General features: G+C 69.2%; 18 protein-coding genes. 13 read left to right on the top strand and 5 right to left on the bottom strand.

Annotation, left to right across the window (positions count from 1 at the left end):
* Positions 1-515: 515 nt before the first annotated feature.
* From RM423_RS07550 to RM423_RS07535, 4 genes are read right to left on the bottom strand one after another with little or no spacing between them, the layout of a single operon-like run.
* Positions 516-2270, bottom strand: coding sequence for a glycoside hydrolase family 15 protein (locus tag RM423_RS07550; protein ID WP_311422400.1), 1755 nt, complete (start codon positions 2268-2270; stop codon positions 516-518).
* On the bottom strand, positions 2267-2623 hold the full coding sequence (locus RM423_RS07545; protein WP_311422399.1) for a hypothetical protein: 357 nt from the start codon (positions 2621-2623) through the stop codon (positions 2267-2269). Before RM423_RS07545 ends, RM423_RS07550 begins: the two co-directional genes overlap by 4 nt.
* Entirely contained in the window at positions 2620-3618 is a 999-nt protein-coding gene (locus tag RM423_RS07540) for an SDR family oxidoreductase (RefSeq protein ID WP_311422398.1), read from the bottom strand. The genes RM423_RS07545 and RM423_RS07540 overlap by 4 nt, the downstream gene beginning before the upstream one ends.
* A gap of 46 nt (positions 3619-3664) precedes the next feature.
* A complete protein-coding gene (locus RM423_RS07535; RefSeq protein WP_311422397.1) occupies positions 3665-4252 on the bottom strand; it encodes a MarR family winged helix-turn-helix transcriptional regulator in 588 nt (195 codons plus the stop codon).
* Positions 4253-4354: 102 nt separating this feature from the next.
* Between RM423_RS07535 and RM423_RS07530 the strand changes: the two genes are divergently transcribed.
* The 13 genes from RM423_RS07530 to RM423_RS07475 all read left to right on the top strand — a co-directional run bounded on the left by RM423_RS07530 (position 4355) and on the right by RM423_RS07475 (position 19110).
* Positions 4355-6151, top strand: a complete 1797-nt coding sequence (locus RM423_RS07530) for a thiamine pyrophosphate-requiring protein (protein ID WP_311422396.1) — start codon at positions 4355-4357, stop codon at positions 6149-6151.
* A 1-nt stretch (position 6152) separates the two neighbouring features.
* Complete coding sequence (locus RM423_RS07525; RefSeq protein ID WP_311422395.1) at positions 6153-6638, top strand: hypothetical protein; 486 nt, start codon at positions 6153-6155, stop codon at positions 6636-6638.
* Complete coding sequence (locus RM423_RS07520) at positions 6638-7348, top strand: gluconate 2-dehydrogenase subunit 3 family protein (protein ID WP_311422394.1); 711 nt, start codon at positions 6638-6640, stop codon at positions 7346-7348. The genes RM423_RS07525 and RM423_RS07520 overlap by 1 nt, the downstream gene beginning before the upstream one ends.
* Positions 7348-9024: a GMC family oxidoreductase gene (locus tag RM423_RS07515; RefSeq protein WP_311422393.1), complete on the top strand. Its 1677-nt coding sequence runs from the start codon at positions 7348-7350 to the stop codon at positions 9022-9024. The genes RM423_RS07520 and RM423_RS07515 overlap by 1 nt, the downstream gene beginning before the upstream one ends.
* On the top strand, positions 9021-10112 hold the full coding sequence (locus tag RM423_RS07510; protein ID WP_311422392.1) for an enolase C-terminal domain-like protein: 1092 nt from the start codon (positions 9021-9023) through the stop codon (positions 10110-10112). Before RM423_RS07515 ends, RM423_RS07510 begins: the two co-directional genes overlap by 4 nt.
* A gap of 26 nt (positions 10113-10138) precedes the next feature.
* Positions 10139-10468 (top strand): STAS domain-containing protein, encoded by a 330-nt coding sequence (locus RM423_RS07505; protein WP_311422391.1) that lies wholly within the window; start codon positions 10139-10141, stop codon positions 10466-10468.
* 7 nt (positions 10469-10475) lie between these two features.
* Positions 10476-10631: a type II toxin-antitoxin system Phd/YefM family antitoxin gene (locus RM423_RS25465; protein WP_396327627.1), complete on the top strand. Its 156-nt coding sequence runs from the start codon at positions 10476-10478 to the stop codon at positions 10629-10631.
* 32 nt (positions 10632-10663) lie between these two features.
* Positions 10664-11545, top strand: coding sequence for an MIP/aquaporin family protein (locus RM423_RS07500; protein WP_311422390.1), 882 nt, complete (start codon positions 10664-10666; stop codon positions 11543-11545).
* A 276-nt stretch (positions 11546-11821) separates the two neighbouring features.
* Complete coding sequence (locus RM423_RS07495) at positions 11822-12187, top strand: hypothetical protein (RefSeq protein ID WP_311422389.1); 366 nt, start codon at positions 11822-11824, stop codon at positions 12185-12187.
* Positions 12188-12441: 254 nt separating this feature from the next.
* Positions 12442-16887, top strand: a complete 4446-nt coding sequence (locus tag RM423_RS07490) for a cation-translocating P-type ATPase (RefSeq protein WP_311422388.1) — start codon at positions 12442-12444, stop codon at positions 16885-16887.
* 11 nt (positions 16888-16898) lie between these two features.
* Positions 16899-17240: a hypothetical protein gene (locus RM423_RS07485; RefSeq protein ID WP_311422387.1), complete on the top strand. Its 342-nt coding sequence runs from the start codon at positions 16899-16901 to the stop codon at positions 17238-17240.
* A 64-nt stretch (positions 17241-17304) separates the two neighbouring features.
* On the top strand, positions 17305-17562 hold the full coding sequence (locus RM423_RS07480; protein WP_311422386.1) for a hypothetical protein: 258 nt from the start codon (positions 17305-17307) through the stop codon (positions 17560-17562).
* A 717-nt stretch (positions 17563-18279) separates the two neighbouring features.
* The gene (locus RM423_RS07475; RefSeq protein WP_311422385.1) at positions 18280-19110 is read left to right on the top strand and encodes a class I SAM-dependent methyltransferase; all 831 of its coding nucleotides are present in this window, start codon (positions 18280-18282) and stop codon (positions 19108-19110) included.
* 78 nt (positions 19111-19188) lie between these two features.
* Here the strand turns inward: RM423_RS07475 and RM423_RS07470 are convergent, their stop codons facing one another.
* Complete coding sequence (locus RM423_RS07470; RefSeq protein WP_311422384.1) at positions 19189-20316, bottom strand: alkaline phosphatase family protein; 1128 nt, start codon at positions 20314-20316, stop codon at positions 19189-19191.
* Positions 20317-20692: the final 376 nt, after the last annotated feature.

Below are 20692 nucleotides of genomic sequence, written 5' to 3'. Positions count from 1 at the left end.
GGAGGACTACAACCACCGCCGACGGCACAGTTCCCTCGGCTACCAGGCTCCAGCGGTTTATGCTGCCGCCTGCACCCACCAATAACCGACTCCCACAAACCGTGGATCAATTCTCGGGGTCCGGCCAGCCGCACATGCCCGAACCGGAACGACCGCAGAAACATGCCCAGCGCCGACGGGGCCCGGGTGCCGGTGAACAACCGGTTGCGCTGACCTTCGACCCGGCCACGACACCCGTGCCACCCGGGACTGTCAGATGCCGTTCGGTCAGCTCGCCAAGTCCCGTCCGACCGGCCAACGCCAGCGACGGAGCCAACGCAGCTAAAAACGACACGAGACCGCGGTCATCCAACCGCGCCGAGCGCGCCGGACCGAGAGGATGAGATAGTTACAGCTGCAATGCCCTTCGTGACGGCCGGGATCAGCTCCTCGACAGGCCTGATTCTCTTGCCGCACAAAGGCGTCTCGGCGTCACGGCACGCCAATCAGTCAATCGCCACGGTGAATCCATGGGCTTAGTATGCGAGTCGTGCGGATGCTTCGATCATCAGTGCGTGGACGAAGGCCTGCGGTAGGTTGCCGCGCATCTGGTGTTGCTGGGCGTCGTATTCCTCGCTGAACAGTTGCGGCGGTCCGCAGGCGGCGCGGGTGCGTTCGTACCAGGCGCGCGCTTCCAGCGGTTGGTCCTGCTGGTCGAGGCTGAGCGCGACAAGGAAGCCGCACAGCAGGAACGATCCCTCGGCATCAGGCAGGGGTCGGTCATCCTGGCGGAAGCGGTAGGCGTAGCCGTCTCGGGTCAGCTCGCGCAGGTAGGCGTTCAGCGTTGCGATCGTGCGGGGGTCATCAGCGGGTACGGCACCTCGCAGTCCGGGAAGCAACAGAGCGGCGTCCAGGGCGGGGTCTTCGGGGGAACGTTGCCAGTATCCGTCCGGGTGTAGGGAGTGAGCCGCGGTGTCGGCGACAATGTGATCAGCGAGCGCGAGCCAATCGGAGCCTTGGGCCGCAGCCGGGTGCGCGGCGGCGATGGCCCGCAGCCCTGCTGCGGCGGTCAAGCGGCTATGGGTCCAAGGGCGGTTGTCAATCTCCCAGATGCCGGCGTCGGGTTCGGTCCACCGCCGCGTGATGGCGGCGGCGGCGGCTTCGGCGGCGCGCCAGCTCTGCGTGTTCAGACGGTCGTGACGCGCAGCGGCAGCGAATAGCAGCAGCGCCTCGCCGAAGGCGTCCAGTTGGAATTGCTGGTTGACCCAGTTGCCGACGATGTCATAGCCGCCGGGGTAACCGGGTAGATCCAGGTGCCGCTGGTCAGGGACCGCCTCACCGGTGGTGGTGTAGGCGGGGGCGAGCCGGTCGCCATGCTCGAGGAGCCGGTCGCCGACGAAGCTGACGGCGTCATCAAGCAGCGGGTGGGGTCCCGCGGCGGCGACAGCCTGGCCGGTGTAGCACTGGTCGCGGATCCAGACGTAGCGGTAGTCGTAGTTGCGGCCCGCTTCGGCGCGCTCCGGCAGGCTGGTCGTGGCGGCGGCGACCATGCCGCCGCCGGTGGACGTGAGCCCGCGAAGGACGGCGTAGGAGCGGCGCGTGTTCCGCGGGGCCAATACGTTGTCCAAGGTGGGGACGGCAGCGTGCCACGCGGCTTCGGTGGCGCGCCAGGCGGCGTCAGCGTCGACCGGGTGCTCAGGCAGGGGCTGGTCGCTCAGTTCTAGGACCAGGTCATGGTGCTGGCCCGCGTCCAGGTATAGCACCCCGTGCAGGGCACGCCGGCCGTGCCGGGGGCGGGCGTCCTGACCGCCGCTCCAGCGCAGGTTCAGGCCACCGCTGCGACCGGTCCACAGGCTGCCGTGGCGGTGTAGGTCGCTCAGCTCATGTTCACCGTAGCCGGCGCGGGGTTGGAGGGAGACGGTAACTGTGGTGGCGCGTTCGAGGGCGCGGATGCGGCGGAGCAGGACGACGTGGTGGGGGTCGCCGGGGAACGCCAGTGCTTCGCGGCATTCGACCGTGCCGTAGTCGGTCACCCAGCGGTTGCGCCAGATCATTGAACCGTCTTCGTAGTAACCGCCCCACACGTAGCGCCCGGTCGGGGTCACGGTGTACTCGCCTGGACCGCCGATCAGCGAGGTGAAGACGGCGTCGCTGTCCCAGTGGGGGGCGCACAGCCACACGATGTCGCCGCGGGGGCCGACCACCGCGCCGCGCTCCCCGTCTGCCAGCAGCGCATATTCCCGCAGTACCTGCGGCGGGATCTGGTCCTCCGCGCTGATCCCGGCGGTCACTGCCCCGCCTCGGCGAGGAAAATGCCGGTGAGGGCGGAAATTCCCGCGGTGCCCGCGCTGGTCAACGCCGCGCGGCGGTAGCGCGGCCACACACGGGCGGCGGTAAGCATGCTCGCGGCGTGCGCGAGGTCGACGGCGACGCCGACGCGCAGCACGTCACGGGTCGGTCGCACGCCTTCGGCGATGGCTTGGGCGAGGGTTCGCAGACCGAGCACGCGCACGATCCACGACGGTGGGACAGTCTGATTGCCCGCGACCGCGCGCAGGACCCCCGGCGGTTGCGCCAGCAGCACAGCGGCTTGCATCAGGTGCGCCCCGGTCAGAACCGCTGCGCCGCGCCGCTGGGCGCTCACGGTCGCCGCCACACGAATGCCACGGCAGCGCCCACCCCGGCTGCGATCAGACCGAGCAGGCCGTGGTGGTGGGATGCCCAGAGCTGTGTGTCATGCTCGTGGGACTTTGTGTCGAAGATGCCGTGCGCGCCGAAGTCATGACCGTCCTCACCGTCGGCAGGGTCCCATAGGTTCACCGGTGCGTCTGGGTCGTGACGCTGCTGGGTCTGCTGGGACTTGAACCCCGTCTTGGCGAGGTAGCGGTCCAGCAGCCCTGGCACGACCGCGTTGGCGGCCAGGGTGCCCATGGTGCTGGTCCCGACCCAGTACTCGCGTCGTTTCGGATGGTCGGCGGCGAACAGGACGCCGCGGGCTGCGAACTCGGGCTGATAGATCGGCGGCACCGGTTGGGCGTGGTGCGGCAACCGGGACAGCACCCAGGAGAATTGCGGGGTGTTGACCGCCGGCATCTGAACCATGGTGACGTGGATGTTGCTCTTGTCGTGCAGCAGTTCGCAGCGCAGCGCTTCGTTAAAACCCTGGATGGCGTGCTTGGCGCCACAGTAAGCCGACTGCAGGGGGATGCCGCGGTAGGCCAGGGCGGAACCAACCTGCACGATCGTGCCCCGGTCCCGTGGCTTCATGTACTTCAGAGCGGCCATGGTGCCGTAGATGTAGCCGAGGTAGCTTACCTCGGTCACCCGGCGGTATTCCTCGGGTTTGATCTGATCGAAGGGCGCGAATACCGAGGTGAACGCGACGTTGACCCACACATCGATGGGGCCGATCTCGGTCTCGACTCTCTCAGCGACCGCGAACACCTCGTCGGAATCAGCGACGTCGGCCGCGATCACATGCGCGGTGCCCCCGGCGCGCTCGACTTGGGCGGCGGCGCCGGCAAGTCCTTTTTCGCCGCGGGCCACGAGGACGACAGTGTCGCCGCGGGCGCCGAAAGCGACAGCGCTCGCTCGGCCGATACCTCCGCTGGAACCGGTCACCACAATGATGCGTGGCATTCAGATCATCTCCTCATCAGTTCAGGCCAAGCACGCGGGTACGTGCTCAGGGCCTCCACCCCATGCCCCACAGGTCAGGATCGGAGGGTTCACCGCCGGCGGCGGCAAATTCGCGCAGCAGCGAGACGAGTTCCGCGCGGCGCTGCGGGCTAAGCTGCTCATTCATCCGCGCCAGGATCGGGAGGATCACCTCGCGTCGACGTTGCATCACCCGGCCCACCACCCGCTCACCGTCAGACGTGAGTGTCAGGGTCAACTGGCGTCGGTTGGCCGGGTCGTCGGCTCGGTTGATCAAACCTTTGACCACCAACCGATCACACAGTCGGCTGGCCCGGCTCAGGTGGATATTGGCCGCCTCGGCAAGCGTGCTGAGCGACACCGACCCACCGCTGGCCACGATCACCAGGGCACGAAACTCGATCAGGTCTGCCACATCTTCCACCGCGGCGACCGACTGCGCGCTGACGGCGACCAGTACGCGACATGCTGCCAGTACGGCGCCAGCCTCCTCATCATGGGCGCCACGACGCCGCGGTGTTTGACGTTCGTCCGGCATCCACCAAGTCTCTACCCAACTATTGCGATTCGCAACCGTTGCGAGTAAACCAGTAGGAGTGGCGAAGCAGTACGCCAACCAGGCGCGGACTCCGCTCGCCCGGACAGACGCTAGCGCGCACAGGACGTCGAGTGTTTCCGCCCGGCGACAACGCTCATGACTCGTGAGGAGAACACCACAATGGCTCAGACCGTCGCTGACGTGCTGCTGGCCCGGCTGCGCGAATGGAACATCAAGCAGGTCTTCGCCTTCCCAGGCGACGGCATCAATGGGCTGCTCGCCGCGTGGGGAAGGGCGGACAACGACCCGCAGTTCGTACAGGCTCGCCATGAGGAGATGGCCGCGTTCGAAGCGGTCGGCTACGCCAAGTTCTCCGGGAACGTCGCCGTCTGCGCGGCGACCAGTGGGCCGGGAGCGATCCATCTGCTTAACGGCCTGTATGACGCCAAGCTGGACCATGTACCGGTCGTGGCGATCGTCGGCCAGACCGGACGCTCGGCGATGGGCGGCTCCTACCAACAGGAAGTGGATCTGCTGACGCTGTTCAAGGACGTGTGCAGCGACTACGTGCAGATGTGCACCGTCCCGGAGCAGCTGCCCAACCTGATAGACCGCGCGATCCGGGTGGCGGTCAGCGAATCCGCGCCGACCTGCATCATCATCCCCTCCGACGTGTTCGACTTGGAGTACGTGCCGCCCGGTCACGCGATGAAGCAGGTGCCCTCGAGCTTGGGCATGTCGGCCTCGACCGTCACGGCGGCGCAATCCGCCGTGCGACAGGCCGCGGACATCCTCAACGCTGGGGAAAAGGTCGCCTTACTGGTCGGACAAGGCGCCCGCGGCTGCGCGGACGAGCTGACACAGATCGCGGACCTGCTCGGCGCGGGAGCGGCGAAAGCTCTGCTCGGCAAGGACGTTCTGTCCGATGAGCTGCCGTGGGTGACCGGCTCGATCGGCCTACTCGGCACGATCGCCTCCTACAAGCTGATGATGGGCTGCGACACGCTGCTCACGGTGGGCTCCAACTTCCCCTACACCGAGTTCATGCCCAAGCTGGATCAGGCCCGCGCGATCCAGATCGACCGCTCCGGCAAATGGATCGGCATGCGCTACCCCTACGAACTCAACCTGGTTGGCGACGCCAAAGCCACGCTGCAAGCGTTGATCCCGCTGCTGGAACGCAAGACCGACCGGTCCTGGCGGGAGGAGGTCGAGTCGGAGGTCGCGGACTGGTGGCAGACGGTCGAGCGGCGGGCGATGACCGACGCCGACCCGGTCAATCCGATGCGAATCTTCCACGAACTGTCAAAGCGGCTTCCGGCCAACGCCATCGTGGCCTCGGACTCCGGCAGTTCCGCGAACTGGTACGCCCGGCACCTGAAGTTCCACGGCGAGATCCGGGGCTCCCTGTCCGGGACGTTGGCCACCATGGGACCCGGCGTGCCCTACGTCATCGGCGCGAAATGGGCCCACCCCGATCGGCCGGCGATCGCCGTGGTGGGGGACGGAGCGATGCAGATGAACGGCATGGCCGAGCTGATCACCGTCGCTCACTACTGGCAGCAGTGGGCCGACCCGCGGCTGATCGTGGCGATCCTGCACAACAACGACCTCAACCAGGTCACCTGGGAGATGCGGGCGATGGAGGGCGCCCCCAAGTTCGCCGAATCCCAGACCCTGCCCGACGTCGACTTCGCCGCGTTCGCCCGTACCCTCGGCCTGTCCGGGGTGAACATCGACACCCCGGACGCGATCGGCCCGGCCTGGGACGCCGCCTTCGCCGCCAACCGCCCGACCGTGCTCGACATCCGCTGTGACCCCGACGTTCCGCCCATCCCCCCGCATGCCACCTTCGCCCAAGCCAAAGCCACCGCCGGTGCGGTCCTGCACGGCGATGAGGATGCGTGGGGCTTCGTCAGGCAGGGCGTCAAGCAGAAGGTCCAGCAGTACCTGCCGGGCCACAAGGAAGGCGACTGACATGCGGCTACGACACAACCCGACGGCCGAGGGCGCCGCTCTCGTGGCTGAGGCGGTCCGCGACGTGCGCACCGGCCGCTTCGAACGCACCATGTCCGCGCTTACCGCGGCCGGTGCCGCCGTCACCGCCGGCGAGATCTACCTCTCCCACGACGGCGCGAGCTTCGGCAACAAGATGATGTGGTGGCCCATCGTCGTCGTCCCCGCCGCCATCCCAGCCGGGATCGCGTCGGTGTTCTCCCGTCGCGCCGCCCACACCGTGCTTCCGCTCGCCTCGGCCGCGATCGTCGCCAACGGCCTGCAAGGCACCTACCTGCACTGGCGGGGGATCTCCCAACGCCCGGGCGGCATCACCCGCTACAACATCGAAGCCGGCCCCCCGGCGTTCGCGCCGCTGCTCGCCTCCCTGGTCGGTGGCATGGGCCTGCTCGCGGCGGTGCTGCGCCGTGAGGGCCGTCCCCCGCAGGGCGATCGGGCGGGTGCCTGATGCCTTATCGCAGCCCTGGCCAGCGAGCGGTCACTCCCCAAGGCCGAGGGCGGTACCCAGGCTTCGACGTCCTCGACTCGGTCGATGCGTGGGACGACGTCACCGCCGGTGTCGTGCTCGCCCGGCTGGCGCTGCCGGGCGAACTGGCGTTCTTCACACCGCATGAGGTCGGCATCGCCGAACCCCTGCTGGATCTCCTCCTGCACCAGGACAAGGACCCCCGCGTTCCGGTGCTGGCGCTGATCGACGCCCGCCTGGCAATCGGGGAAACCGACGGCTGGCACTACGACGAGATGGCCCAGGACGGGCAGGCCTGGCGCGACACCCTTGCCGGCCTCGACCAGGACGCTGTGGACCGCCATTCGGGTCGCGGGTTCTCACAACTTGCCGCCGGTGAGCAGGCGACCCTGCTGCAGGCCGTTCAGGATGCGGCGAGCGGCGGCGGTTCCTGGCGTGACTGGTCGGGGACCCATGTCTGGAGCTTGTGGACCCGCTACGCCTGCACCGCGTTCTACTCCCACCCGTGGGCCTGGAACGAGATCGGCTTTCCCGGCCCCGCCTACCCCCGTGGCTACCTCAACCCCGGCGTCAACGCCCGCGAGCGGTGGGAGGTGGCCGACCATCACGACGCCGACCCGGTGTCCTTCGCCCAGCGGGTGGAACGCGCCCGCGCCGAGCACGCCCGGCTGCACCTCGAGGACGAACGCTGATGAGGAGCAATTACCGCGACATCCGGGCCCGCAACGACTCGGCCTGGCTCATCCCCAACGACGGCACCCGAACCAACCATCAGCTGCGGGCGGACATGCGCCGCTACGCCGACGACGACGAGGTCGACCTGGTCGTCGTCGGCGCGGGCGCCGGCGGCGGCGTTCTCACCCAACGCCTGGCCCGCGCCGGGTGGCGGGTCGTCTGCCTGGACGCCGGGCCGTTCTGGAACCCCGACACCGATTGGGTCTCCGACGAGCGCGGGGCGCACACCCTGTACTGGACCGAACCACGTCAGATCGGCGGCACTGACCCAGTGCCGCTCGGGTCCAACAACTCCGGTCGGGGGGTTGGCGGATCGATGGTTCACTACGCCGGCTACACACCCCGCTTCCACCCGTCGGACTTCCGGATGCTCAGTACCGATGGGGTCGGCGCGGACTGGCCGATCCACTACGCCGACCTCAAACCGTTCTACGAAGCGATCGAGCAAGAACTGCCGGTCGCCGGGCAGGATTGGCCGTGGGGCGATCCGCACACCTACCCCCACCACGCACACCCGGTGTCCGGCAACGGCGACATCTTCCTGCGCGGCGCGAAAGCCGCCGGCATCGAAGCGCGGGTAGGACCGGTGGCCATTCCCAACGGGCGCTTCGGCAACCGGCCGCACTGCATCTACCGCGGCTTCTGCCTGCAGGGCTGCAAGGTCAACGCCAAGGCCAGCCCCCTGATCACCCACATCCCGGACGCCCTGGCGCACGGCGCCGAGATCCGCGCCGACAGCATGGTCACTCGCGTCGTCGTCGATGACCGCACCGGCATGGTGACCGGCGTCAACTACGTGCACGCCGGCCGGGAGCACCACCAGCGGGCCCGCGCGGTCGCCATTTGCGGTTACTCCATCGAGACACCACGACTCCTGCTGCTCTCGGCGACCGACCGCTACCCGCACGGACTCGGCAACGACCACGACCAGGTCGGGCGCTACCTGATGGTCCAAGGCGCCCCGCAAACCGCCGGCCGCTTCGATGACGAGATCCGCATGTACAAGGCGCCCCCGCCCGAGGTGTCCTCCGAGCAGTTCTATGAGACCGATCCCAGCCAGCCGTACAAGCGCGGCTGGTCGATCCAGACCGTCAGCCCGCTGCCCATCACCTGGGCCGAACACGTCACCGCCCAAGGCCATTGGGGGGCACCACTAAGGGAATACATGCGTGACTATGTCCACTGGGCCACCCTGGGCGCGCTGTGCGAGTACCTGCCCCAGGCCGCGAACCGGGTCACCCTCGCCGACGAGAAAGACCGCCATGGTCTGCCCGTCGCGCACTTCTCCTACAGCCAATGCGACAACGACCGGCAGCTCACCAAGGCTGCGACCGCGTCGATGGAGACCATCCTGAAGGCGGCCGGCGCCACCGAAGTCATGACCATCGACCGCTACGCCCATCTCGTCGGCGGCGCCCGGATGGCCGGCCGAGCCCAAGACGGCGTGGTCGATGCCGCACACCGGGTGTTCGACGTTCCCAACCTGTACGTCGTGGACGGCTCGACGCTGCCCACCCAAGGCTCAGCCAACCCCGCGCTGACGATCATGGCGCTCGCCGCCCGCGCCGCCGACCGGCTCATCCGGCTCGGGCGCCGCGGCCTTCCCGAACAGCAGACAGCGGCGATGTCATGACCGGAGCCGCATCCATCACGGGGGTGGCCACCGCGGTCTACCGGTTTCCCACGAAGCAGCCCGAAGCCGACGGCACGCTGCGCTGGGACGCCACAACGGCCGTCACCGTCACGCTGTCCGCCGGGGGACAGACCGGGCTGGGCTGGACCTACAGCAGCCCGGCAGCGGCCGCGGTGATCCAGGATGTGCTGGCCGACGCGGTGCGCGACCGCGACGCCTACGACATTCCCGCCGGCCGGTCGGCGATGCACCGCGCCTGCCGCAACCTCGGCACCCGCGGGCTGGTCGCCCAGGCGCTGAGCGCGATGGACATCGCCTGGTGGGACCTCAAAGCTCGGCTGCTGCACATCCCGCTGGGCGCCCTGATGGGGCGGTGTCGCCGTGACGTGCCGATCTATGGCTCGGGCGGCTTCACCACCCTCACCGACGCTCAACTCGCCGAGCAGGTCGCCTGGTGGCTCTCTGCCGGGTGCACCGCGATGAAGATCAAGATCGGTGAATCCTGGGGCACTCGGATCGATCGGGACCTGGACCGCGTGCGCCGCCTGCGGGAGTTCGCCGGCGATTCGGTTGACCTGATGGTCGACGCCAACGGCGGCTACAGCGTTGGGCAAGCTCGCCGGGTCGGCGCGGAACTCGACCGGCTCGGCGTCAGCTGGTTCGAAGAACCGGTCAGCAGTGACGACACCGCGGGACTGGCCACGCTGAAGAGTGCGCTGCTCTGCGACGTCGCGGCGGGGGAGTATGCCGCCGACGTGTACGACGTCCGGGCGCTGCTTCCGGTCGTGGACTGCTTGCAGCTCGACGTCACCCGTTGCGGCGGCTACACCGGCTGGCTCCGTGGAGCCGCTCTGGCCCAAGCGCACAACTTGCAAGTGTCCGCACATTGCGCACCTGCGCTGCACGCTCCGGTCGCCGCCTCGATTCCCAATCTGCGCCACGTGGAGTGGTTCGCCGACCACGCCCGCGTGGAACCGCTACTCGTGGACGGCACTCCTGACGTGCGCGGCGGAGCCATGCACCTGGACGACCGGGTTGGACACGGCATGCGCCTGAGCAGAGAGGCGGCGACGTGGTGCATTGCATGAGCACTACGAACAGGAGGAGTGACACCATGGCCAGCGACTCCCTGCTTCGACTGGACTGCACCTTCACCGCCAGTGCCGATGTCGCCAGCGCCACCGTTCAGGTACGCGGCGAGCTGGATCTGCAGACGGTGGAACTCCTTCGTGGCACGGTCGATGTGCTGCTCACCGCGGGGCGCCGCCGGATCACCATGGACCTGCACCAGTTGACCGCCATCGACCGTACCGGCGTCTTATTCCTCACCGCCCTGCAACACGACCTTTCGACCCACCGCGGTGACCTCTGTCTGGTGAATGCCACTACACCGATACGCGCGGCCCTCCGCCACGGGCAGGTTCGCTATGCCGAGACCGCTTAGGTAGCAGATGTGCTGGCGTGGGCTTGCGGCTACAACAAAACTTCGCGAGTTGAGGCACCAAGCCAGCGAGCTGGTTCGTCAGGCTGAGGCCGGTGAGACGATCACTGTGACCGTCAGTGGCCGGTCCAGGACGATGTCGCCGATGCTGATGGCTGTCTTCTGAACTATCGGTCGGCTCCGGGCATCATTACTCTCATGACCCCACCCGGCTCGGACACCGCCCACGACGGGCACTCCCGCGGCGAGTCCGAGCGGGGGGAGCGCGAGGTCGTCGATCAGCGACATGGTCCGCGCGCCGGGGCACTGTGGGAAACGGAGCCGCGGTGGGCGCGGGACTTCACAAACCTGAACTATGAGTGGCGCCGCTTGTTCAGCGAACTGTTCGGAACGTTCTTGCTCGTCACCGCCGGTGCTGGTGCCGCGGTGGTGCAGGGCCGGTCCGCAGGTCAGATCGGGCGCGTAGCTGAGGTAACAGCACCGGCGTTGACTGTGCTGTCGGTGATTCTGTTCATGGGTGCGGTGTCCGGCGCGCACTTGAATCCCGTTGTCAGCGTCTCCTTCGCTCTGCGCGGTGATTTCGGGTGGCGGCGCGTCCCGGGCTATGTCCTGGCGCAGCTTGTCGGGGCGGTGCTCGCTGCGGCGCTCCTGCGGGCCACGTTCGGCGACGTCGCCCAGTTGGGCGTCACCGTCCCCGGACCTTCGTTCAGCACCGGGCAGGCCTTCGTCATCGAGACCGTTCTCAGCTTGGGGCTGGTGAGCGTGGTGCTGGGAACCGCGTCCACCGCGCAGAACATCGGAGCCCTGTCCGCGGTGGGGGTCGGGGCCTACATCGCCCTGGCGGGGTTGTGGGCGAGCCCGGTGAGCGGGGCGTCGATGAACCCGGCGAGGTCGTTGGGTCCGGCGCTGGTCAGCCGTCATCTCCACGATGTCTGGGTGTATCTGGCCGCGCCGTTGCTCGGTGCGGTTCTTGCCGTAGCCGCTGCCTACATCCTGCGCGGACCCGGCGGCGGCCTCGCCGGGTCCCGCGCCGCTCAAGGGTCGCTGACCCCACCGATGGCCAGACGCCGGCAACCATAACCACCGGCACCTTCGCTCTGGAACGTATCCACTCAGGTGGGGGCGCACTGAGATTTTTACGGCCCGCGTTCTGCTTTGCCCTTGATACACAGCATATTCCCACGCGGCTTCCGTACGCTCCCGCATGAAGAACAGTTGTCCGGCGCCTAAACAGTTGGTGGCGACCGGATGACCGACGAGCGTTAGTCGGTGTAGATGATGGCAGAGCCGCGCAAGGAAACCGCCCCGCGTCGGAGCCGGGCCCGCGCTACCAGCGCGAAGCCTCAGGACGGCCGGGTGAGACCCGTCGTGGACGAAGAAGCCCCGGTCGACGAGCCGCGCGACGGTGCCGAGGCGCGCACTACGACCGTCCGGCTGCCTGTGTTCACCGTCGCTGTCACCCGTGACGTCGTGCCTGCTGCGTCTGCCACGGGAAGTGGTTCGGGGACGCGCACTGCGGGCACCCCCGCGTCGCGGGCGGGCAAGCTGGCCTTTTACGGCGGTATCGCGGCGCTGGGCGCGTTGGAGGTCGTGGAGTGGCCTGTGGCGGTGGCTCTGGGCGCTGGCGTGTACGTGTTGCGGCGGATGAGGCCAGCCGCACCGGCGCCTGGAGCGGATGACCGGCAACCGCAGAGTTCCGTCGGTGCGAGCTCGGGGGAGTGATCGGCGGCCTGCTCGGTTCTGTTACGCGGGCGTCGGTACAGACGTCGGTGGGTCTGACCAGAGCTGGAGTCTCAACATCTTCTCGGCTGGCTCGGGGCGTGCTGAGTGCACCGCTCGCGGTGACGAGAGCGGCCGCGAATGTGGTGGGAGCACCGCCGCGACAGGTGTGGTCGGCACAGGGCCGTGCGCAGATCGAAGTTCGCGGCTTGAACGGGCCGCAGGCGCCGGTCGTGGTCGCCGCCGTACAGGATGCCGTGGATACGCTCCCGGGGGTCGCCTGGGCTCGGGTCGACGTGTCTATGCGGCGGCTCGTCGTACGCTTCGATCCCGCCCGTGTCGCTGTGGAAGCCCTGATCGGCGCGGTGGAACAAGCTGAGGACGCCGCCGGGGTCGGGCGCGAGCGCTATTCGCACGAGGAGCCGGGCTCACCCGGTGATCCGGGGCCGGTGCGGCAGGAAGCGTTGAGCCTGGCCGCTGACGTCGCCGGATTGTCGGCGGCCGTGGTGGGCCGCTTCGTCCGGTTGCCGGCGCTGCCGGGCGGTGCGGCGGCGGCTGTGGTGCTGGTCGACTACCAGCCGCGGCTTCGGCGGATGCTCGAGCACCGCCTCGGTTCAGGCGGAACCGACCTGGCGCTCGCGGCGTCCACGGCCGTGGTTCACGGGCTGACGCAGGGCGTTCCGTCGCTGGTGGTCGACACCGGGCAGCGGGCGCAGTCCTATCTCGCCGCCCGCGCCCGCCGGGACTGCTTCAGCGACCGGGAGACGGACCTGTGCGGTCCGGGGCGACCGCTCACGGGGGTGGCACCCGCTGAGCCGCGCCCGGTTCCGTTACCCGCGGGGCCGGTAGAGAAGCTGGCCGACCGCGCGGCGGCCGGATCCCTGCTCACAGCGGGTGCCGTTGCCGCGGTGACGGGTGACCTGAACGCCGCCGGCCAGGCCGTGGTGATCGGCGCGCCCAAAGCCGCCCGTTCGGCGCGGGAGGCATTCGCCGACACCTTCGCCGTGGACCTGTCCCGGCGCGGCGTGCTGATCGTCGATCCAGGTGCGTTGCGCCGCCTTGACCGCGTCGACACCGTCCTGATCGACAGCGCGGTCCTGCTCGGTGACCGGCCCCTGATCCTGGATGCCTCCGCCACGGCGGAGGGCTGGACCCGTGAGCACGTGTGGAGCGCTGCCCAACGGTTGATGTCATCGAGGGAGAACGAGCTGCCGATTCCGCCACCGCTGGGTCGCCAACGGCATCGGTTGACGCTCGACGGTCAGTCCGGTCGGGGTGCGGACGGGCTGCTGCGGCTGCAGCTGCGGGAGGACGGCCGTCCCGTCGGTGACCTGGTTGTGGGTCGCGAGCTGGACCCGCACGCCGATGCGGTCCTGAGCGCCGCGCAGAAGTCGGGCGTGCGGATCATCCTGACGGCTGATCCCAGCATTGCCGAGATCGCCGCCCGAGCGCACCAGGTCCTCGCACCGGCCGACACGGCAACCGGTGGCTGGCTGGTTGAGCACGTCCGTCGACTACAGGCCGAGGGCCGCGTCGTCGCCGTCCTCGCGGGCGACACCGAAGCGCTGGCCGCGGCCGACGTCGGCATTGCGATTCTCACCGCCGACGGGCCGGTGCCGTGGCAGGCCGACCTGCTCACCGATGCGGGACTGGCGGAGGTTCCGCGCGTCCTGGCAGCGGTTCCGGTTGCCCACTCGGTCAGCCGGCGCGGGGTAACCCTGGCCACCGGGGCGACGTTCCTCGGCGCGCTCCTGGCCACGGTCGGATCCGGGCGCCGCGGTGGCGCGGTCCTGCCGGTCACCCTCGCCGCCGGCAGCGCCGTGTTCTCCGGCACCCTCGCCGCCCGCCGGCTCGACAGCCCGCCCAACCCGGCGCCGGTCCTGCACATTCCCTGGCACGCCCTGGAAACCGACGAGGTGCTGACCCGGCTGACCCGGTCCACTGCGGCCCAGCCTGACCCTGCAACCGGCGGATCCACCGGGCCGCTGGTCGCGGCCCTACCCGCAGCGCTGCGGGCGCCGGCACGGACCGCGGCCCGCCTGGCCGACAACGTCCGAGCCGAGCTCGCCGACCCGTTGACCCCGGTGCTGGCCACCGGCGCTGCGGCGTCGGCGGTCATCGGCTCACCGGCCGACGCGCTGCTGGTCGGCGGGGTCCTTGCCGCCAACGCCGTCATCAGCGGAGCGCAGCGGCTGCGCGCCGACCAGGCGCTCAAGGCGCTGCTGCTGGACCAGCAGCTCACCGCCCGCCTCGTCCAACCACCACTGGGCAACGCGGAGCCAGCCGGAGAGGTATCAGCGCAGCCGGCGGACGTTCCGGGTGTCGACCGTCCGGTACGGATGGTGCCGGCGAACCGCCTGACTCCCGGTGATGTGATCGATCTGCAGCCTGGTGACGTCGTGCCCGCCGACGCCCGGCTGCTCTGCGAGGCGGGGCTGGAGACCGACGAGGCAAGCCTGACCGGGGAGTCCATCGCCGTCGGCAAGCAGATCCAGGCCACCCCCGGCGCCGAACTCGCCGACCGCGCCTGCATGGTTTATGAGGGCACCACGGTGCTGGCCGGGACCGCCCGTGCGGTGGTGGTGGCCGTGGGGACGGCGACCGAGGCGGGGCGCGCGGTCAGCCTGGCAGGTAATATCGCCGGCCCAGCCGGTATGCAGGCTCGGCTGGAAGAGCTCACCCGCCGCGGCCTGCCGGTCACCTTGCTCGGCGGAGCCGCGGTCACCGGGCTGGGGATGCTGCGCGGCCAGTCCGTCCGCGCAGCGATCGGGTCCGGGGTGAGTGTGGCGGTCGCGGCCGTCCCCGAAGGGCTGCCCCTGGTGGCGACCGTCGCGCAGCTGTCCGCGGCACGACGACTGTCTCAACGCGGTGTGCTGGTCCGCTCGGCGCGCACCGTGGAGGCGCTCGGTCGGGTCGACACGGTCTGCTTCGACAAGACCGGCACCCTCACCGAAGGGCGCCTGCGCCTGGTTCGCGCCGCCGGCCTGAGCGGGGACTGGGCGCTGGACGCCCCACAGGCGGTCCGGGTGCTGCGGGCCGCGGCGCGAGCCTGCCCGCAACCGGGCACCGACCAGCCGCTGCCGCACGCCACCGACCAGGCGATCCTCGACGGCGCCCGTGCCGCCCTCGGCGAGCTGGTGGTCACCGACTGGGAGGAGCTGTCGGAAGTACCGTTCCAGAGCGAGCGCGGATTCTCCGCGGCCCTCGGCCGGACCGGTGACCAGCTGCGGCTGGTGGTCAAGGGCGCACCGGAGGTGCTGCTGCCGCGCTGTACCCACATCCGCGACGAGAAGGGCAAACGCCGACTGACCCGCGCGTCACGCCAGCGCGCCGAGGACGCGGTGCACAACCTCGCCGGTCAGGGCCTGCGGGTCCTCGCGGTAGCCCGCCGCACCATCCACGAACCGGCCTTCATCACCAGCGGCGACGCCACCGACATCCATGGCGACAAGGCGGAGAACGGCACGGAGGAACTGGCCGAGGACCTGACCCTGCTCGGGTTCGTCGCGTTGGCCGACGTCGCCCGCCCGCAAGCCGCCGCCACTATCGCCGGTCTGCAGGCCGCCGGTCTGGCGACGGTAATGATCACCGGTGACCACCCGGTGACCGCGCGTGCCATCGCCGCCGGCCTCGGCATCCCCGCCGACCGCGTCATCACCGGCCCGGAACTATCCGGGCTGGACGACGAGAGCCGCACCCGGCTGGTGACCCAGGCCAGCGTCTTCGCCCGCGTCTCGCCCGAACAGAAGCTGCGGATCATCGCCGGGCTGCAAAAGGCTGGCCGCGTCGTGGCCATGACCGGCGACGGCGCGAACGACGCCGCCGCGATCCGGCTGGCCGATGTCGGTATCGGCATGGCCGCGCACGGCTCCAGCTCCGCCCGGACCGCCGCGGACCTGGTCTTCACCGAACCCGACGTCAGCCTGATCCTGGATGCCCTGGTCGAGGGTAGGGCGATGTGGCGCCGGGTCCGGGATGCGGTCGCGATCCTGCTCGGCGGCAACGCCGGTGAGGTCGCGTTCACCATCGCCGGCACCGCTCTGGCCGGGCGAGCCCCGATCGGCACCCGCCAGTTCCTGCTGGTCAACATGCTCACCGACCTGCTGCCGGCGATGGCGATCGCGCTGGCCGCCACACCGAGTGACCCCGACGCGCGGTACGAGGTGCTGGTGGCCGGGCCGCCGTCGCTGGGCAAGCCGCTGCTGCGCGATATCGGCATCCGCGGGGCCACTACCGCTGCCGGCGCGCTCACCGCCTGGCAGATCGGCCGGGTGACCGGACGCCGGCGCCGCGCCGACACCATCGCCCTCGCCGCGCTGGTCGGCACCCAGCTCGGACAGACGCTCGTCGTGGGAGGGCGCAATCCCCTCGTCATCGCAACCGGCGTCGGGTCCGCGCTCGCCCTGGCCGGCATCGTTCAAACACCCGGCGTGAGCCAGTTCTTCGGCTGCACACCGCTGGGACCGCTGGCCTGGGCCACCGTTGCCGGCTCGTCGGCCGCTGCCACCGCTCTGTCAGTAGCCGCGCCGCATCTGCTGCACCCTCCACACTCCGCAGGCCCCACCAGGCAAGAGCCGTCAGAGCCGTCAGAGTCGTCAGAGCCGCCACAGTCGTCAGAGCCGCCAGCGCCGAAGGCGACCTCGGACGCGGGAGCACGGGCCCCAGTAGGCCGCGCCCGAAGCACCGCAACCCTCAAGAAGTGAAGGAGAGCACCATGACGACGTCCAAGGACACCACCCATCGCCCTACGACCGCACCAGCATCCTCACGCCAGCGCAGCCGCACCCACCCCGGCGGGGCAGACAACAGCCAAGCGGCCGAGCACGCGGTGCAAGCCACCAGCTCTCACGTCCACCTCAGCCTCGGCACCACCACAATCGATGTCACCATGCCGCCCGTGGACAAGCTGGCCTTCTACCTCGGCCTCACCGCCGCGGCAGCCCTCGGAGTGATCGAATGGCCGATCGCCGCGGTCACCGGCATCGGCCACCTGCTCAGCGACGACCGCGGCAACCGGGCACTACGCGCACTCGGCGAAGCCCTCGACGCCGCCTGAACGCCCACACCCGACCTTGCACTACCCACCGACTCAGCAAACCCACCCAGACCCAGGAGACACCATGACCCAGCCCCGCGCCACCGGCAACGGCGACACCGCCGAACTCCCCAGCTCCGACACCGGCAACGCCAACCCCGGCAGCCTCGACCAACTGGCCCGCACGCTCACCGCGCCCCTCGCCGTCCTTTCCCGGGCGGTTCCAGCCGGACCCATCCCGGTCGCGCTCGGCACCGGCGCCCTGGCCGTGGCCGGCGTCATCGAATGGCCCATCGCCGCCGCCGTCGGCCTCGGCTACCTCGCCCTGCGACGCTGGCGCTGACCGACAGCGACACGTCCATCCACTTCAGCGTCAGCCCGGCGGACGTCGACATCCCGCAGACATCGGCTACTACAGCGGCCTGGTCGCCGTTGCCTTCGGCGTCCTGAAACCGCCGGTCGCCGCCTTCATCACCGCAGCTATCGCGTGGCGCTGAGGGTGCCCAGACCTATTGGAAGGGTGCCCCTTGGTTACTGACCCGCCGGATGATTTCACCGGTTACCACCCCGCCGACCGCGAGCGCATCCTCGGCGAGGCTGCCCATGTCGTCGCGCGCTGGGCTTCACTGGCGACGGTCTGACGATCATCGGGGACTCGTGCCCACGTTGATCCTTCTTGTTGTCGATCGGTCCGACGGCCTACCGCATCACGGAGGCAACGTCCTTGCACCAGGCGGTGTTGGTGGCAGCCTACCGGCAAGACACGCCGTGTTCCGAAAATGCTCGCCACGCTGCGCCGGGTGCGCGACGCCTGCTGGCCACATCCGGATCGAGCTCCCACTGGCGCGGTTCGAGGTTCGGCAGTCACTTTCTTCCTTTGGGTAAACTTCTCGGCCTACCTGGGTGAGAGTTCGGACCTCGCCACTGAGATCCGCCAACGGTGTGGTCTGGGCTCGGCCCGGTCCGAGCTTCGGTGGACCCCGGGCAGGTCAGGCTGTCACTGTGGCCAGACGAGAAGCTGATGCGGCAGCTCAATGCACACCGATTGGGGAACTGCGGCGTGACCGAACCAACTCCAGGGAGCAGATCATCGGTGGCTCGTCGGTGGACGGGCAGCGTCGCGGCCTACGAGGAGAGTTTCGGCGAGCTCTGCGCCGGCACGGTGGCGCCGCTGCTGGCGGCGGCACACCTCGAGCGGTCGACCGGTGCCGGTATCCGGGTGCTCGATGCCGGCACCGGCACTGGCTCGGTGGCCGCGGTCGCCGCTTCCTACGGCGCCGAGGTCACGGCCGTGGATTCGGACGAGGCGATGCTGGCGGCCGCCAGCAACCGGCTTCCGCAGGCGACCTGCCTGGCCGCCGACGTCACCGATCTTCCATTCCCCGATGGCCGATTCGACGTTGTGCTGGCGAACTTCGTGGTGAACCACCTCGATGACCCGCGGGCCGGCATGGCGGAGTTGAGCAGGGTGCTGGTTGGCGACGGGGCGATTGCGCTCACCATCTGGGCCTCCGGCCCGTCGGTGATGAATCAGCTTTGGGACGATGTCATCGTGGCCAGTGACGCCGTGCCGCCGGCCGCTGAGCGGTTGCCGGCCGACAAGGACTTCGCGCGTACCGCCGCCGGCCTGAGTGAACTGGTCGCGGGGGCTGGTCTGGTAGCTGTGCAGGTGCGCACGGTGGAATGGCTGCTGCGGATCAATCCGGACCGGTTCTGGGCCGGACCGGCCGCCGGGATAGCCGGCATCGGCAGCGTCGTGACGGCCCAGACGCCGCAGGTGCAGGCGAGGATGAAGCAGCAGTACGACCGGCTGGTGCAGCCGCTGCTCGTGGCCAGCCAGCTGGAGTTGCCGTCTTGGGCGCTGCTGGCCTCGGCCCGCAAGCCCGCCTGAGCCTTGCGAAGCGCCATGCCCCACTGTTTCAAGGCAAACCTGATTGCTCGCCTGGACGGTGAAGACGTGCGGCATCGGCTAGGTGAGGGGTTGGTCGTTGGGTGGGGGCAGGGTGCTGCCGTTGCGCAGCAGGACCGGGCCGATGGGCGTTGAGGAGGTGACTGGTGGCGGCGGCAACGGGGCAGGGGTTGGTGGTGGTGATGGCGGCGGTGGCTGGGTGATGGTGCTGCCGAACGCTGGTGGGGCGGGAGTGGATGGGTCGGCCTGGACGAGGTCGGTGAGGCTGACGGCGTCGTCCAGGCGGGGCACCCCGAGGGCAGGCAGACCGAGCAGCTCCAGCGCGGTTTTGCCAATGCTCACATGCGAAGTCCACCGGCTCTCGACGCCGGCCTTGACCCGGCCGCCGAACATGAGCAGCGGGACCCGTGGTCCGTAGGCCAACTGGACGCCGTCGGGGGTGTGCTCGACATCGGGTGTGGGCACGTGGTCGTCCCAGCCGCCCCAGTCATCCCACGTCAGCAAGAACACGGTGTCGTTCCACAACCCGGCCCGCACAACCGCGTCGACAGCCTGCCAGATCTTGTCCTGACCTCTGCTGACGTCGGCAACCGGATGCTCGTCATACGGACTGTCATGCCACACCATGCTCAACTGCGCCAGGCTTGTTGCGTCAGCGACTATCTGATCGCTGCGCACGATGTTCGGAGAGCCGGCCAACTGTGTGTAGAAAGCCAGTGGGTAGGACGAGGCCCCGGTGTATGCCTTCCAGCTCACCCCGTGGTCACCGGCATGACCGAGGATCGAGGGCATGTCCCATACCGGCTGCGCGCTTGACCGTGACGGGTTGCGCAGGGTGGGTGTTTGACCACCCACGATCAACAGGTGATTCGGTGTTGAATTGGTGCCGAAACCGGAGCAGTGGTTCTCCAGGAACGCCCCGGTAGCAGCGAGGTAGGCGTAGTACGGCAGCACCGCGGTGTCATCGAACTGGGTATGCGTTGCCGGCGTTACCGTCCCGGCCTGCTGGGCATGCAGCCACTTCGCATAGGCCGCGCGGGTGTGGTTCTGATCCTTGGCCGGCGGGTTGGGCTGTATCGGCCACCCGGTGGCCACGTTGGCGCCCCACGCACGCATCGACGGGAAGTAATTGTCAGTCGTGTGGTTCTCCTGCACGAAGACCACGACATGCTTCGCATCGGCAGCCATGCACTCGAGCCTGCCCGCGCTGGCGACCAAGAGCAAGCGCGGGCCGTCGCCGTTCACTCAGTAACCGCGAACTGTTCAACTGGAGGGCTGCGGCCGCGGTAGACCTCGACAGCCTGGTACCCATCAGGCACACCGTCCAGGTCAAACCGTGCGGTCGAAGAATCGCCGGGCTCGATCTTGCCGTCGCGAACGTCGAGCAGCAGCTCCCTCGCTGTACTGCGGGGCACCCACGCGGCTGACCGCGCTGCTAGCTCGCACCACACCGAACGCCGTCTCCAACGCCGGCTTCAGCCTGACACACTCCAGCGCCGTGTGGGTGCCGTCGCCGCCGGTCAAACTCACGGACCTTCTGACTCCGGTGCTTGCGTGGCTGCAG

The organism is Jatrophihabitans lederbergiae (assembly GCF_031845305.1).
Lineage (GTDB): Bacteria > Actinomycetota > Actinomycetes > Mycobacteriales > Jatrophihabitantaceae > Jatrophihabitans_A > Jatrophihabitans_A lederbergiae.
This window is presented reverse-complemented; position numbering and strand designations above follow the sequence as displayed.

Coding starts and splice junctions, on each gene's coding strand:
- RM423_RS07540 (WP_311422398.1), bottom strand. CDS start 3,618: ATGCCACGCATCATTGTGGTGACCGGTTCCAGCGGAGGTATCGGCCGA.
- RM423_RS07530 (WP_311422396.1), top strand. CDS start 4,355: ATGGCTCAGACCGTCGCTGACGTGCTGCTGGCCCGGCTGCGCGAATGG.
- RM423_RS07525 (WP_311422395.1), top strand. CDS start 6,153: ATGCGGCTACGACACAACCCGACGGCCGAGGGCGCCGCTCTCGTGGCT.
- RM423_RS07520 (WP_311422394.1), top strand. CDS start 6,638: ATGCCTTATCGCAGCCCTGGCCAGCGAGCGGTCACTCCCCAAGGCCGA.
- RM423_RS07515 (WP_311422393.1), top strand. CDS start 7,348: ATGAGGAGCAATTACCGCGACATCCGGGCCCGCAACGACTCGGCCTGG.
- RM423_RS07510 (WP_311422392.1), top strand. CDS start 9,021: ATGACCGGAGCCGCATCCATCACGGGGGTGGCCACCGCGGTCTACCGG.
- RM423_RS07505 (WP_311422391.1), top strand. CDS start 10,139: ATGGCCAGCGACTCCCTGCTTCGACTGGACTGCACCTTCACCGCCAGT.
- RM423_RS25465 (WP_396327627.1), top strand. CDS start 10,476: ATGTGCTGGCGTGGGCTTGCGGCTACAACAAAACTTCGCGAGTTGAGG.
- RM423_RS07500 (WP_311422390.1), top strand. CDS start 10,664: ATGACCCCACCCGGCTCGGACACCGCCCACGACGGGCACTCCCGCGGC.
- RM423_RS07485 (WP_311422387.1), top strand. CDS start 16,899: ATGACGACGTCCAAGGACACCACCCATCGCCCTACGACCGCACCAGCA.
- RM423_RS07480 (WP_311422386.1), top strand. CDS start 17,305: ATGACCCAGCCCCGCGCCACCGGCAACGGCGACACCGCCGAACTCCCC.
- RM423_RS07470 (WP_311422384.1), bottom strand. CDS start 20,316: ATGGCTGCCGATGCGAAGCATGTCGTGGTCTTCGTGCAGGAGAACCAC.